Source organism: Natronorubrum sediminis (assembly GCF_900108095.1).
GTDB lineage: Archaea > Halobacteriota > Halobacteria > Halobacteriales > Natrialbaceae > Natronorubrum > Natronorubrum sediminis.
This window is the reverse complement of record NZ_FNWL01000001.1, coordinates 1,253,630-1,266,171: the sequence shown is the minus strand read 5'-3', so window position 1 is coordinate 1,266,171 and position 12,542 is coordinate 1,253,630. Positions and strand designations below refer to the sequence as shown.

General features: G+C 62.8%; 11 protein-coding genes and 1 tRNA gene. 2 read left to right on the top strand and 10 right to left on the bottom strand.

Going from position 1 to position 12,542, the window contains the following annotated elements; all coding sequences use genetic code 11:
* Window positions 1-33: 33 nt before the first annotated feature.
* On the top strand, window positions 34-1,065 hold the full coding sequence (gene radA, locus BLW62_RS06245; RefSeq protein WP_090506146.1) for a DNA repair and recombination protein RadA: 1,032 nt from the start codon (window positions 34-36) through the stop codon (window positions 1,063-1,065).
* Window positions 1,066-1,252: 187 nt separating this feature from the next.
* On the opposite strand, the gene sufU is transcribed toward radA, so the two are convergent.
* The 3 genes from sufU to BLW62_RS06230 all read right to left on the bottom strand — a co-directional run bounded on the left by sufU (window position 1,253) and on the right by BLW62_RS06230 (window position 2,995).
* Window positions 1,253-1,672 carry a Fe-S cluster assembly sulfur transfer protein SufU gene (gene sufU, locus BLW62_RS06240; RefSeq protein WP_090506144.1) on the bottom strand — a complete coding sequence of 140 codons (420 nt, stop codon included), beginning with the start codon at window positions 1,670-1,672 and terminating at the stop codon, window positions 1,253-1,255.
* A gap of 172 nt (window positions 1,673-1,844) precedes the next feature.
* Window positions 1,845-2,090 carry a DUF8015 family protein gene (locus BLW62_RS06235; protein WP_090506142.1) on the bottom strand — a complete coding sequence of 82 codons (246 nt, stop codon included), beginning with the start codon at window positions 2,088-2,090 and terminating at the stop codon, window positions 1,845-1,847.
* 266 nt (window positions 2,091-2,356) lie between these two features.
* Window positions 2,357-2,995: an HD domain-containing protein gene (locus BLW62_RS06230; protein WP_090506447.1), complete on the bottom strand. Its 639-nt coding sequence runs from the start codon at window positions 2,993-2,995 to the stop codon at window positions 2,357-2,359.
* A gap of 499 nt (window positions 2,996-3,494) precedes the next feature.
* Between BLW62_RS06230 and BLW62_RS06225 the strand changes: the two genes are divergently transcribed.
* Entirely contained in the window at window positions 3,495-4,832 is a 1,338-nt protein-coding gene (locus tag BLW62_RS06225) for an RNase J family beta-CASP ribonuclease (RefSeq protein WP_090506140.1), read from the top strand.
* Between the two features lie 413 nt (window positions 4,833-5,245).
* Here the strand turns inward: BLW62_RS06225 and BLW62_RS06220 are convergent.
* The 7 genes from BLW62_RS06220 to BLW62_RS06190 form a co-directional block, all read right to left on the bottom strand.
* Window positions 5,246-5,352 (bottom strand) — tRNA-Ile (locus BLW62_RS06220).
* A gap of 35 nt (window positions 5,353-5,387) precedes the next feature.
* Window positions 5,388-6,185, bottom strand: coding sequence for an NAD(P)/FAD-dependent oxidoreductase (locus BLW62_RS06215; protein ID WP_090506137.1), 798 nt, complete (start codon window positions 6,183-6,185; stop codon window positions 5,388-5,390).
* Window positions 6,182-8,188 carry a dipeptide ABC transporter ATP-binding protein gene (locus BLW62_RS06210; RefSeq protein WP_090506135.1) on the bottom strand — a complete coding sequence of 669 codons (2,007 nt, stop codon included), beginning with the start codon at window positions 8,186-8,188 and terminating at the stop codon, window positions 6,182-6,184. Before BLW62_RS06210 ends, BLW62_RS06215 begins: the two co-directional genes overlap by 4 nt.
* Window positions 8,181-9,035 (bottom strand): nickel transporter permease, encoded by an 855-nt coding sequence (nikC, locus tag BLW62_RS06205; protein WP_245726690.1) that lies wholly within the window; start codon window positions 9,033-9,035, stop codon window positions 8,181-8,183. Before nikC ends, BLW62_RS06210 begins: the two co-directional genes overlap by 8 nt.
* Before the next feature lie 53 nt (window positions 9,036-9,088).
* The gene (gene nikB, locus BLW62_RS06200; protein WP_245726671.1) at window positions 9,089-10,066 is read right to left on the bottom strand and encodes a nickel ABC transporter permease; all 978 of its coding nucleotides are present in this window, start codon (window positions 10,064-10,066) and stop codon (window positions 9,089-9,091) included.
* A 10-nt stretch (window positions 10,067-10,076) separates the two neighbouring features.
* Window positions 10,077-11,603 carry an ABC transporter substrate-binding protein gene (locus BLW62_RS06195; protein WP_090506131.1) on the bottom strand — a complete coding sequence of 509 codons (1,527 nt, stop codon included), beginning with the start codon at window positions 11,601-11,603 and terminating at the stop codon, window positions 10,077-10,079.
* Window positions 11,604-11,874: 271 nt separating this feature from the next.
* Window positions 11,875-12,468: a MogA/MoaB family molybdenum cofactor biosynthesis protein gene (locus tag BLW62_RS06190; RefSeq protein WP_090506129.1), complete on the bottom strand. Its 594-nt coding sequence runs from the start codon at window positions 12,466-12,468 to the stop codon at window positions 11,875-11,877.
* Between the last annotated feature and the right edge of the window lie 74 nt (window positions 12,469-12,542).

Below are 12,542 nucleotides of genomic sequence, written 5' to 3'. Positions count from 1 at the left end.
GGGTTTATGGGGGGTCCGGCACAAGCAGGGAGTATGCCCGAAGCAGATCTCGAAACACTTCCCGGCGTTGGACCGGCAACCGCAGACAAACTCCACGACGCAGGCTTCGAATCCTTCCAGAGCCTGGCCGTCGCCTCGCCGTCCGAACTCTCGAACACGGCCGACGTCGGCGAGTCGACCGCCTCCGACATCGTCCGTGCCGCTCGTGACGCCGCCGACATCGGCGGCTTCGAGACCGGCTCGACCGTCCTCGAGCGACGAAACGAAATCGGCAAGCTAAGCTGGCACATCGACGAGGTCGACGACCTCCTCGGTGGCGGAATCGAAACGCAGTCGATCACCGAAGTCTACGGCGAGTTCGGATCCGGAAAGTCCCAGGTCACCCACCAGATGGCCGTCAACGTCCAGCTTCCCAAGGAAGTCGGCGGCCTCCACGGCAGCGCGATTTTCGTAGACAGTGAGGACACGTTCCGACCGGAGCGAATCGACGACATGGTTCGTGGACTGCCAGACGAAGCGATCAACGCGACCCTCGAGGACCGTGAAATGGAAGGTTCGGCCGACGACGAGGCCGCTGTCGACGAACTCATCGAGGACATCCTCGACAAGATCCACGTCGCGAAGGCGTTCAACTCCAACCACCAGATGTTGCTGGCCGAGAAGGCGAAGGAACTGGCCAGCGAACACGAGGACTCGGAGTACCCCGTCCGGCTGCTCGCAGTCGACTCACTGACCGCTCACTTCCGTGCTGAGTACGTCGGTCGTGGCCAGCTCGCAGACCGACAGCAGAAACTCAACAAGCACCTCCACGACCTCGACAAGGTCGGAAACCTCTACAACGCCGCCGTGATCGTGACGAACCAGGTCGCCTCGAACCCCGACTCGTTCTTCGGCGACCCAACTCAGCCGATCGGTGGCAACATCCTCGGCCACAAGTCCACCTTCCGAATCTACCTCCGCAAATCCAAAGGCGACAAACGAATCGTCCGCCTCGTCGACGCGCCAAACCTCGCCGACGGTGAGGGCGTCATGCGCGTCCAAGACGGTGGCCTGAAGCCAGAGTAATCGACGTATCGGACGCCACCCAACTGGACTGTTCGCTCGAGTACGTGTCGAACGAGGCGACTGGCGTCCACGGTGGGAGGAGTGTTACACCTGCGAGTGAATAACGTGAGCGAGCGCCTTTTCAGTCTAATTGCGGGGGAGCACTAAACGAAGCGCAACGATCGAGCCCAATACGGAAAAATGAGCCTTAGTCCTCGGTCGTCGTCTTCTCGACGTCGAGTTCGCCCTGATAAATCTCCGCGCCGTCCTGGGCGACCTTCTCCGCCAACACGGCACACTTGACTCGCATCGGCGAGATGTCGACACCGAGCATGTCGATGACGTCGTCGCGATCCATCTCGAGTAGTTCGTCGATCGTCTTGCCTGCGAGCTCAGTCGAGAGCATGCTCGCCGAGGCCTGACTGATCGCACAGCCATCACCGGAGAAGGCCACGCGTTCGATCGTCTCCTCGTCGTCGGCGAGGACGACGTCCATCCGAATCTCGTCACCGCACATCGGGTTCTCGCCGATGTGGGTAAACGTTGGATCCTCGAGTTGCCCGTAGTTCCGCGGGTTCTTGTAGTGGTCGAGAATCTGCTGTCGGTACATATCCGAGCCCAGTCCCATCGTTGCATCCGAATAGACGCGAGAGTTGTAAAAGGGTTCCGGGGCGACACACGAGGCTGTCACGACGGTTCGCCGTCTCGAAGACGACTGTCCGCGTGACCACCTCGAGACGGCAGTCGACTCGCTTTTTCTCGGTCGGGTCCGATACACACTGTGAGAATCTGCTGGGGCCCTACGAGCGCGCCTCGGTCAGCGGATTGAGGTAACACGCGTCGACGATGACGACCACGCCAACGAGTGACGCGACGAGCATCGTCAGTACGAGTGGAACGCTCGAGAGTCCCGCTACGAGTATCGCGCTCGCGTATGCAACGGGAATAATCCCCAGCAGGACATCGTATCTCGATGCCGCGGCGAGCGTTACAATCAACGTCTCGAGTGGATCCGGAACGGATCTGTCGATGGTTGTCTCTTGCATCAATCTCACCTCGGCACGTAGTGATACGACAGAGCGACTGAAAAACGCCGTGCCGTCTGTCGCAATGACTCTATCCAAAACCGAACTGACTCGCTGCAGTGACTGTCGAGTTCGTGGCTGTCCCTCGTCCGTCTCCCCTCTCACTCGCCCCTTCGTACTGGCCGCTCTCACTCGTCTCTTTGTACTAGCCGCTCTCGATTCGGCCGTTACCTCGAGTCTTCTCGCTGAATGGTCTCGATTCGAGGTTCCCGCGACTAGGTATCCACCTACCGCTCACCGGCACGTTCCGCATCGAATTGCTCGAGGAACGTTCGCACGAACTGCGCCCGCTCCGTCGCGAGTTCCCAGCCGACGTCGGTGTACATCCGCTCGGGCAGGTCGAGGATCTTCTTGTGGAGGTGGTTGTACTGCGTCTTCCCCGACGCCGTCTCGTCCTCGGCGACCGGGACGGCAGGATCGTACATCGCCTCCTCGAGCGTGCCGCCGTGGGCGAACACCCGCGCGACCCCGACGGCACCCAACGCGTCGAGGTTGTCCGCATCGCTGACGATTTCGGCCTCGAGCGTCTCCGGTTCGATCGCGTTCGAGTATCGGTGAGCGCGAATACACTGCTTTACGTGCTCGACGGTGTCCGACGAGACGTCGTGGGACTCGAGTATCCGTCCCGCTTCCGTGGCTCCCCAACTCGCGTGATCGTCGATCTCGCCGCGATCCTCTCGTTCTCGGCCGATATCGTGAAGAGCTACGGCCAGCGCGACGACGGTCTCGTCGACGGGTTTCGACTCAGGGTGGTCGCTGATCAGTCTCGAGGCCAGCGCGTCGACGCGTTCGACGTGGTGCCAATCGTGTGCTGGTGGGGCCTCCTCGAAATAGGTCTCGGCGCGGGTTCGGACTGCCTCGAGCATGGTGAGTAGTGGCGTGAAATCGTGGATAAACGCTTCGTCTCCGATCTCCTCAGGTCGATCCGTTTTCGCTACTATCGCCAGACGGCGGGCACCGGACTCTTGCAGCACGTCGTCGGTAAGAGTCCCATCAGATAGACGAGATATGCGTTTCTAGATGGTGATAAATCGGTGGACATAATCCACGGATACCCCTACCCGTTGTCCACCTACCTACAAGATTGGTCAATCGATAGCGGAATATGTTTTGTGGTTCGATTTCCTCGCTCAGCTGTCCGCTCTACACTCTCGTAATCCGGGAGTACTTACGTGTGGAAGGACGTTATCCACCTAACCGAAAGAGGCGCTGTCCTTGGCACAGTCGGGACCGAACGTTCGATTTTGGAATCGCCACGGATGTGTTCGACTTGCTCGCTCACGTTACTGAACGTTCGGATACCCACGAGGTGGCCATTCTGGCTGCGAGGCTGTGTCGTACGGACTGCTATGATCGGGTTTACCAATGGAAATTGAAATTGCGACGATTGGCGGCTACGAAGAAGTCGGACGGCAGATGACCGCCGTCCGCGCCGGTGACGATATCGTGATCTTCGACATGGGACTGAACCTTTCGAAGGTCCTCATTCACGATAATATCCGAACCGAAGGGATGCACAGTCTCGATCTGATCGACATGGGTGCGATCCCCGATGACCGGGTTATGAGCGACTTAGAGGGCGACGTTCAGGCGATCGTCCCGACGCACGGTCACCTCGATCACATCGGGGCGATCAGCAAACTCGCTCATCGATACGACGCACCCATCGTCGGGACACCGTTCACGATCGAACTCGTGAGCGACGATGCCGAAGAAGAGCAGAAGTTCGATCTCGACAACGATCTCGTCAAAATGGAGGCCGGCGAAACGATGACGATCGGTGACCACGGCTGTGAACTCGAATTCGTCAACGTCACCCACTCGATCATCCAGGCGATCAACCCGGTCTTGCACACGCCGGAAGGCGCTGTCGTCTACGGACTCGACAAGCGTATGGACCACAACCCTGTCATCGGCGACCCGATCGATATGGATCGCTTCCGTGAGATCGGCCGTGAAGGCGTCCTCTGTTACATCGAAGACTGTACGAACGCGAACAAGAAAGGCAGAACTCCCAGCGAGAGCGTCGCGCGAGAACACCTTCGAGACGTCCTCTACAGCATGGAGGACTACGACGGTGCAATCCTCGCATCGACGTTCTCGAGCCATATCGCTCGAGTCAAATCGCTCATCGAATTTGCTCGAGATATCGGACGGACGCCGATCTTGCTCGGTCGATCGATGGAAACGTACTCGGGAACCGCCAAGCAGATCGGCGTCGATTTCCCATCGGATGTCGAAATGGTTGGCTATCGCCGCTCCATCGAACAGACCTTAGAGCGGATCATGAACGAGGGCAAAGAGAACTTCCTGCCGATCGTCACTGGCCACCAGGGCGAACCGCGAGCACTCCTTACGCGAATGGCTCGTGGCGAAACCGAGTTCGAACTCGAGCCCGGCGACAAGGTAGTCTACTCCGCACGCGTCATTCCCGAGCCGACCAACGTGGGCCAACGCCATCAAGCGGAGAAATTGCTCGGCATGCAAGGAGCGCGCGTTTACTCCGACATCCACGTTTCGGGCCACCTCTGCCAGGAAGGTCACTACACGATGCTCGATGCGCTTCAACCAGAGAACATCATCCCGGCACACCAAGACCTCAGCGGACTTTCGGGATACGTCGATCTCGCGTCTAATCAAGGCTACACGCTTGGAGAGGATTTACACATCACGTCGAACGGAAACGTTATTCAAATAAACTGAATCGTACCGTCTGCCCTATCGCTCGCTCCCTGAGGGAGCGACGCGACCGATGAGCGCTACTGACTCCTCTCGAAAATTTGGTATATCGGCGCGCGGCGAGCGCGTATGCATGGCGATCTTCCGCCAGCGCTTGGGTTCCGAGCATATGCTCGAGAGCTGCGGTTCGTGTGATCGGAACTAGTGGCTGGTTCGGTTCAGGGTTGAAACCCGGTGTTTCCGAAACAATGAACCGGCGCTTCGGATGGTTCAAGGCCCGACTATCGGCCGAATCTGTTTCGGCTACACTTCGGGTTTTTGCGGATGGGCCCTGACGGATTCGTAACTACGCCGACGGCTCGCTTCGCTCGCCGTCGTCTAGTTCGAATCCACAGGACATCATTCCGCGACCCTCGCGGAGTGCTCGGTTCGCTCCATGGGCCCTGACGGATTCGAACCATCGACCACTCGGTATCCCACACAACCGAACCAGGTCCGATCGCGTTATGAGCCGAGCGCTCTAACCAGACTGAGCTAAGGGCCCGTACACGAGACGAAACCGCGGAACCTAGTTAACCCTTACTCTCCGTCTCGCTCGAGTGACCGATCACTGCCAAAGAATGCGGCCATCTTATCCTCGGCTCGCTCTTTTCGGCGTCGTCGCTCGGCCACGGAGATTTCTTCGGCGCCCTCGGGGACCGCCATCTCGTACGACTCGTAGTAGCCGTCGGGGACGATCCAGTCGTTGTAGTAGTCGGGTCGTACGTCTCGGATGAGCGTCAGCGCGACGTCGGCACCATCGCCGGCGTTGACGATTGCTTGGTGGTTCCGACTCGTGATTCGACCCGCCGCGTACACCCCCTCGCAGTCGGTTCGCCCATCGTCGTCGGTCGGGACGACCATCACCGGCCCGGGCTCCTCGGGTTCGCGCGTAATCTCGAGGGCCTCGAGAAACCCCGTCCGCGCCCAGGAGGCGACGATCACGCGTTCGGCCCGCACGGTTCGAGACTCCGTCTCGAGGACGAACCCTGATTCATTATCCCCCTCCACGCGTCGAACCGTCGTGACTTCCGCTCGATGTGCTGTGCAGCCGACCTTACGGACGTGCTCGCGTGCTAACTCGAGAAACTGTGCGGGCTGGATACCGACGGGAAAGCCGAGGTAGTTCTCGAGGTGGGCTGACTTCAGCAAGGATGCGCGGCCGTGTTCGAAGAGGACCGTCTCGAGGTCCGCGCGGGCGGTAAAGACCGCAGCGGAGCAGCCGGCAGGGCCGCCGCCGACGACGGCGACGTCGTAGGTCGGATGCGTCGGCGTCGGTGCCGAATCGGTCGTGGTCGATGCTACTGGCGTTGTCGAGAGTGTCTCGTCTGGTGTCATCGGTGGCGGTGGAACGTGGCGTGGTTGTCAGTCGGTTCGTCTGCGAGTCCGCTCGCGGCCGCGAGCAACTCGTCGGTGTAGGCGGACTCCGGCTCGGCACAGACTCGTGAAGCGGAGCCATACTCGACGAGTTGCCCGTCTCGCATGACGGCGATACGATCGGCGAGGTGACGAACGACGCCGAGGTCGTGGCTCACGAGCACGAACGCACAGTCCAGGCGATCTCGAAGCTCGAGCAACAGGTTACACACCCGTGCGCGAACGGAGACGTCGAGTGCAGCCGTCGGCTCGTCGAGGACGACCAGCGACGGCTCGAGGGCGAGTGCTCGCGCGAGGGCAATCCGCTGGCACTGCCCGCCGGAGAGTTCGCGCGGGCGACGCTCGGTGTGGCGGTCGTCCAGCCCGACCAGCGAGAGCAGTTCCGAGACGCGCTCGCGTCGCCGGTCGCGACGCCAGCCGGCCTCAAGGAGCGGCTCGGAAATCGCTCGATAGACCCGCTGTCGGGGGTCGAGACTCGAGCGGGGGTGTTGAAACAGCCGGCCGACGGCCGCGAGTTGGTCGCGCGAGCGGTTCGCAATCGGACCGACGGTGTCGCCGTCGAACACGACCTCCCCCGCCGTGGGCGACTCGAGGCCGGTGGCGAGGTCGATCACGGTCGACTTTCCAGCCCCGCTCTCGCCGACGATGCCGAGGGTCTCGCCGCGACGAACGGTGAGCGAGAGGTCGTCGACGGCGCTCGCGTATCGATCCCGTCCGCGCACTCGCGAGAGCCACGAGTCCTCGATCGGATAGCGCTTCGAGACGCCGCGTAACTCGAGAACCGGCTCGTCGGCTGCCACGCCGCCGTCGAAGCTCACGCTCGTCGTCGCTCGCGTCGCTGTCTCGGTTTCTTCCACCGAACCGGAGCGGGCTCCGTCGGTCGAACCTGACGGTGGGACGTGCGTTCCGTTGGTATCCGGACCTGCTCCGCGCTTTGTGACCGACTCGAGTTCGCCACAGCGGACCCGACCGCGCTCGTCGTCAATCGTCGGCGGCGCGCTCTGCCGACAGGTTGCCGTCGCGTGGGCACAGCGCGAGGCGAACGGACAGCCCGCTCGCTCGACGGTTGGATCCGGCACTGATCCGTCGATCGTCGGCACTCGCTCGCCGGGATTCGCCCCCTCGAGTCGACAGTCGAGGAGGGCCCGCGTGTAGGGGTGGCGTGGCTCCTCGAGCACTCTGTCGGCGGGGCCGGATTCCATCAATTCGCCGGCGTAGGCCACCGAAACGCGGTCACAACGCTCGCCGACGAGCCCCAGATCGTGACTGACGAGCAACAGCGCCAGATCCCGTTCGGCGACGAGCGACTCGAGCAGGTCGAGGATGTCGTCACGAGTCGTCGCGTCGAGGGCCGTCGTTGGTTCGTCGGCGAGCAACAGCTCCGGCTCCGACGCCAGTGCGACGGCGATCGAGACTCGTTGAGCCTCGCCGCCGCTCAGTTCGTGGGGATAGCGCTCGAGATAGTCGGCGTCTGCCAATCCGACGCGCTCGAGGAGATCGAGCGCTCGCTCTCGACGCTCACGACTTCCACGACCGCTCCCCAAATCGCGCGGACCGAGCGTGATCCCCAGCGCGGACCGGAGCGAGCGATCGTCTGGGCGGTCGGCGAGCCACAACGCCTCTTTGAGGTGAAAGCTCACCGTTCGCGTCGGCGTCAGCGTCGCCGCGGGATCCTGAAAGACCGTCGAGAGCCGGGTCGCGCGGATCTGACGCTGGCGCTCCTCGGAGAGTGTGCGCAGGTCGGTGCCGTCGAAGGAGACGGTCCCCTCGACGCGTGCGTCGTCGCCGTGGAGGCCGGCGATCGCGCGGACGGCCGCGGACTTCCCACAGCCGCTCTCGCCGACGAGGCCGACGACCTCGCCGGAGTCGACCGACAGCGAGAGGCCGTTGACCGCACGGACCGTCCGCCCACTCGTTTCGAAGCGCACGCGGAGGTCCGAGACCGCGAGCAGTGACTCACTCACGACGACTCACCTCCGTTCGACCGCTTTGCTCGGCTCGGTCGTTCGGATCGAGCGCGTCTCGCAGGCCGTCGCCGAGCAGGTTCGTTCCGAGCACCGCGACGACGATCGCGATCCCGGGTGCGTTGACCAGCCACGAGGCATCCTGGAGGTGGTGACGACCCGTCGAGAGCATCGTCCCCCATTCGGGTGCTGGGGGCTGTGCACCGAGTCCGAGAAAGGAGAGCCCGGCAGCACCGAGAATCACGCCGCCGAGATCGAGCGTCGCCAAGACGACGACGGGACCCGCCACGTTCGGAAGGACGTGCCGACGCAACACGCGTCGTCGCGGCGCACCGGTCAGCCGCGAGGCCGCGACGAACGGCCGCTCGCGTAACTCGAGGACGCTCGAGCGGACGACGCGCGCGTATCGGGTCCAGCCAACGACGGCGAGCGCGAGGACGAGGTTGGTGAGACTCGGCCCGAGGATGCCGGCGACGACGAGCGCGAGGATGATGCCGGGGAACGCGAGCAGGATGTCGACGACGCGCATGAGTGCTTCGTCGATCCAGCCGCCGCAGTAGCCAGCGACGACGCCGACGACGACGCCGATCGTGAGGCGAACGACCGTGACGAGGACGGCGATGCCGAGCGTGAGACGGGCGCCGTAGACGATTCTGGTCGCGACGTCGCGTCCGAGCTGATCGGTTCCGAGGGGATGGGCGAGCGACGGTCCCTGCAGCCGCGCGTCGAGGTGCTGGCCGTTCGGGTCGTACGGCGTGAGAAACGGGCCGACGACCCCGAGGAGGGTGAGTGCGGCGACGACGAGTGCGCCCGCGACGGCCGACGGATTTCGCCGAAGGCCTCGCACAGTCGGGTGCTCAAGCCACGCCGAAACACTCGAGTCTCGACGCTCGAGGACGCTCACGCCCGTCCACCTCCGAGCGAAACACGGGGGTCGAGCCGACGGTAGGCCAGGTCAGTGAGCAGGTTGACGACGACGAACGTCACGCCGACGAGTAAGGTGACGCCCTGAATAACAGGGAAATCCCGCGCGAAGACGGCGTCGACCAGTAGCGTGCCGACTCCCGGGCGTTGGAAGACGACTTCGACGACGACTGCCCCGCCGAGGACGGCACCCAGTTGGAGACCGACGATCGTCACCACCGGTAACAGCGCCGTTCGGAGCGCGTGAGCGACGACGACGCCGCGTTCCGCGAGTCCGCGAGAGCGAGCCGCGTCGACGTAGGGTTCTTCGAGCGTCTCGAGCAGCGACGAGCGGACGAGCCGGGTGAGGACGGCGGCCATGCCGGTTCCGAGGGTAATCGCCGGAAGCACGAGGTGTGCGGGCGTCCCGGCACCGTAAACGGGGAAGACGCCGAGTCTGAGCGCGCCGCCGATGATGAGCAGGTAGCCCAGCCAGAAGTTCGGCATCGAGAGCCCGAGCAGGGAGATAACCTGGCTGATGTAGTCGACCCACGTGCCGCGGTAGACGGCGCTGATCACGCCGACGGGGAGGGCGATCGCGACCGCGATGAGGACCGATGCACCCGCGAGTTCGATCGTATTCGGTAGGTGAGAGAGCAACAACTCGAGGACGTCGCCGTCGCCGTAGTACGAGCGGCCGAGGTCGCCACCCAACGCGTCTCCGAGCCAATTGCCGTACTGAACGGGAATCGGCTCGTCGAGCCCCTCTTCGGCCCGAAACTCGTTGACTGCGTCGTCGTCCGGCTGGCGGCCCTGTTGCTCAGCGAGTACCGTTCGCGCGGGGTCTCCCGGCGTCAGGTGGATCAGGCCGTACGTGAGGACGGTGACGCCGAACAAGACGACGGTCGAACTCGCGAGACGACGGAGCAGGTAGCTCACGGCGTTCTCCTCGCGTGCGATCGCGGCGTCCGGCACGCTCGAGTCATCAGTCGTCGGTGCGTTCGAGTTCGGTGAAGTCGCTCATCGCACTGACTGGGTGTAGCGTCGGTGGCGAGAGGTCGCTCTCGTAGCCGGCGACGTACTCGAGGTAGTACAGCGGGAGGACGACGCCTTCCTCGACGACCCGTTCTTGTACCTCGCCGTAGATCTCGCGTTTCGCCTCGAGCCCGTCCGTCCGATACCCCTCCTCGATGAGGTCGTCAACGTCCGAACCGAGGTTCATGACGCCGGTGCCCTCCTCCTCGTAGAGTTGTTGATTGTCGCTGCCCTCCGAGTGGAACATCGCCCGAACGAGGTAATCCGCCGCAGCGCTGTTCGAGCCGAGGGTCACGATCGAGACGTGGGCGTCGCCGTCGGTGAACGTCTCCATGAACGCCGCCGACTCGACGCTTGTAATCTCGCTCTCCACGCCGATCTCGTCGAATCGATCTTGCAGAATTTCGGCGACGTTCCGGTCGTCGGGCTCCCCGCCGTCGATCAGGATCGAGAGCGTCTCGCCGTTGTATGCCGAGTCCTCGACGAGGTCGCGAGCCTCCTCGAGGTCGGGGCCGAACGTCGGCAAGTCGTCGTGGATCGCGAACGGAATCTCGGGCGAGATCGGTCCACGGGCTGGCTCGCCGATTCCCTCGAGGACGCTCTCGACGAGTTCGTCTTGATCGATCGCGTACGCCAGTGCCCGCCTGAGGGACTCGTCGTCGGTCGGTTCCTTGTAAATGTTGACGCCGCCGAAACACGTCCGCGGCGTGAGTTGGCGTTCGGTCGCCGTCTCCGCTGCGTCCTCGAGTCCCGAGACGGCACTCCGTGGTGGCTCGAGTGCGACGTTGGCATCCGTCCCCTCGAGTGCCTGCACGCGCGTCGTCGGGTCGTCGACGACCTCGAGATGCAGTTCCTCGGCAGTCGGGACGACATCCCAGTGGTCTTCGTAGGGAACGAGCGTGACGTCGTCGCCGGCGCGCTCCTCGAGTCGAAACGGACCGGTCCCGATTGCAGTGTCGTCGTCCGCATCAGTTTCCGAGTGAACGATCCCGAAGTAGTTGTGCGAAATTGTGCCGGGGAGCGTCGGGAACGGTTCGACCGTCTCGAACTCGACGGTGTACTCGTCGACGGCGCTGACGCCGTCGGGTTCGACGTTGATCCAGCCGGTCGCGTCGTGGTAGTCGATGGTCTCCTCGAACGAAGCGACCACGTCCTCGGCCGAAAGTTCCGCGCCGTTGTGGAACGTGACGTCTTCGCGAATGTCGAAGCGCCAGGTCGTCTCGTCGGTCTGTTCCCACTCTGTCGCGAGCAACGGCTCGGGCTCCATTTCGTCGCTCGTGCCGACGAGCGGCTCGAAAACGCGTGAATAGTAGGGGATCACACCCCCATAGACGCTCCACTCGCCGTCCTGTGAGGAGCGAGGACGAGCGACCGTAATCGACTCGTCGTCCATCGAATCGCTCAGACAGCCTGCGAGCGTACTAAGGCCAACGCCGACCCCCGCGAGGACGTGTCGTCGTGAGTATCTCCCGGTCATATTTTGCTAGAGGCATTCTCTATATTGATATATTTTACTAAAATAGGACTTAGAGATATTAACTTGGCCAGTAACCGTTCGGTGATCCGATCGGTCGTCCGAACGCGACTCGAGCGCTGTCCCGTCCCGAATGCGGTCATACAGCGTCGTTCACACGCATAGCAAATATACTTGTCTAAGTGAAATCCTACTTTAGTTGCTGGGTGCTACGGGCTGATTACAGTCGCTACGGAGAGAAAAACGGAATAGGCGGCGAAGATTGTAGTTGGAGTTAGTTCTCGTCCTGGTACGCCGAGAGCGACTGGTCGGTCGCCTCGGTTCGGTGACGCGTCGCCAGTCCCGCCAAGTGCGGCGTTTCTGGAACGATCAGTTTCTCACAGGCGGTCTGACAGGCGCCCGTACTCCCGGGCAGGCAAAACACCGGCGTGTCGACGGCGATGCCCGCCGTCGCGCGAGATGCCATCGCTCGCGTCCCGATCTCGTCCCACGAGAGCGACCGAAACAGTTCGCCAAAGCCCGGCAGTTCGCGTTCGAACAGCGACGACGTCGCTTCAGGGGAGACGTCGTCGGCAGTGACTCCCGTCCCACCGGTCGTCACGACGACGTCGATGTCACGACGCGCGACCAACCCGCGAACCGCCGTCCGGATCGACGAGTAATCGTCACGAACCAGTAGCCGCTCTCGAATCTCGTGGCCGTCGGCCTCGAAGCACTCCTGGACGGTATCTCCGCCCGGGTCGTCGGGATCCACCTCGTCGGCCTGTGCGCGCGAACTCGAGACCGTCACGATGCCGACGTACAGCGGGTCGATGATGTCGTGGCCGTGATCGTCCGTGTCTCGCCGGTCGTCTCTGTCTGTCGTCATACGTTGGTATCGTTGCTGCGGGGCGATTAATCCCACCCTCTCGCGGAGCGTCTCGAGAACGAATTTGCGTCACT

Bases quoted from the DNA above. Each gene is read 5' to 3' on its own strand.
- radA (WP_090506146.1), top strand. From the start codon at position 34: ATGCCCGAAGCAGATCTCGAAACACTTCCCGGCGTTGGACCGGCAACC.
- sufU (WP_090506144.1), bottom strand. From the start codon at position 1,672: ATGGGACTGGGCTCGGATATGTACCGACAGCAGATTCTCGACCACTAC.
- BLW62_RS06235 (WP_090506142.1), bottom strand. From the start codon at position 2,090: ATGCAAGAGACAACCATCGACAGATCCGTTCCGGATCCACTCGAGACG.
- BLW62_RS06230 (WP_090506447.1), bottom strand. From the start codon at position 2,995: ATGCTCGAGGCAGTCCGAACCCGCGCCGAGACCTATTTCGAGGAGGCC.
- BLW62_RS06225 (WP_090506140.1), top strand. From the start codon at position 3,495: ATGGAAATTGAAATTGCGACGATTGGCGGCTACGAAGAAGTCGGACGG.
- BLW62_RS06215 (WP_090506137.1), bottom strand. From the start codon at position 6,185: ATGACACCAGACGAGACACTCTCGACAACGCCAGTAGCATCGACCACG.
- BLW62_RS06195 (WP_090506131.1), bottom strand. From the start codon at position 11,603: ATGACCGGGAGATACTCACGACGACACGTCCTCGCGGGGGTCGGCGTT.
- BLW62_RS06190 (WP_090506129.1), bottom strand. From the start codon at position 12,468: ATGACGACAGACAGAGACGACCGGCGAGACACGGACGATCACGGCCAC.